The 963-nt window shown below is 48.5% G+C and carries 2 protein-coding genes; both read left to right on the top strand.

Annotated features, from left to right (window positions below; genetic code table 11):
• Positions 1-244, top strand: a 244-nt coding sequence (locus A596_RS23280) for a phage virion morphogenesis protein (RefSeq protein WP_039918847.1), incomplete at its 5' end; no start/stop codon positions are given.
• Between the two features lie 85 nt (positions 245-329).
• The gene (locus A596_RS21670) at positions 330-920 is read left to right on the top strand and encodes a phage baseplate assembly protein V (RefSeq protein WP_039918848.1); all 591 of its coding nucleotides are present in this window, start codon (positions 330-332) and stop codon (positions 918-920) included.
• The last annotated feature ends 43 nt before the right edge of the window (positions 921-963 follow it).

The following is a 963-nucleotide window of genomic DNA, read 5'->3' on the forward strand; positions in this document are numbered from 1 at the left end:
TAAACGCGGGGCGATGTTTTCCAAATTGCGGCTGGTGCGATTTTTGCGAACGTCTACCACGCCACATAGCGCCACTATAAATATTCTAGGGCGTGCCGGCCGTATTGCAGCGGAGCATCATTACGGATTGCGCGGCAAGGTAAATAATCACGTTGAATATACCTATCCAGAGCGAAAGCTGTTAGGCTTCTCCAGTGAAGATCGCGAAGCCATCACCGACATGGTGTTGAATCACCTCAAATAATTTTTTCAAAATCACGCTGCTGTAATAGCATGTATTACAGCTCTCGCAAGCTGAATCCCCACTGCCCGCCTGTCATGATGAATGCATGATAGAGCTTGCTGAAATTCTTCGACTATTGCATAACTTGATACGCCTCGGCACTGTTGCCGAGGTGCAATATCAACCGCCCCGCGTGCGCGTAAAAACCGGCGACAACGAAACCGACTGGTTGCACTGGTTAAATTTGCGTGCTGCAACTACTGCCGATTGGGACCCGCCCATTGAGGGTGAGCAAGTTATATTATTTTCTCCTGCGGGTGATCTAGCGCAAGCGATTGCGGTCACCGGAATTTATAGCGATCAATTCCCTGCACCCAGTGACAATAAAAATTTATGGCTTCGAAAATTTCCCGACGGCTCAACATTTTCTTATGACCATGCCGAAAACCGCCTTGATATCAAAATCAAAGGCGATGCCAATATTCACGTCGAAAAAAATGCAACGGTGAAAATTGATCAAGACTTGATTGCCAAGGTTGGTGGTGCGGCAAAAATCGACGTTGAAATGATCGCGCAAATTACCGCCCCAACAATCGAATTGGGCAAAGGTGGGGCTGGTGTAGTGACCGGCAAACATTTGTGTGCCTACACGCAAAGCCCTCACGCCGACTTTTCAAAAGTCGTTAAAGCGGAGTAACCCATGAGCGGCATGAATCGCAATCACGGGACTGCGCTGGCTG

It is taken from the genome of Cellvibrio mixtus subsp. mixtus J3-8 (assembly GCF_000766945.1).
GTDB lineage: Bacteria > Pseudomonadota > Gammaproteobacteria > Pseudomonadales > Cellvibrionaceae > Cellvibrio > Cellvibrio mixtus_A.

Bases quoted from the DNA above. Each gene is read 5' to 3' on its own strand.
- A596_RS21670 (WP_039918848.1), top strand. From the start codon at position 330: ATGATAGAGCTTGCTGAAATTCTTCGACTATTGCATAACTTGATACGC.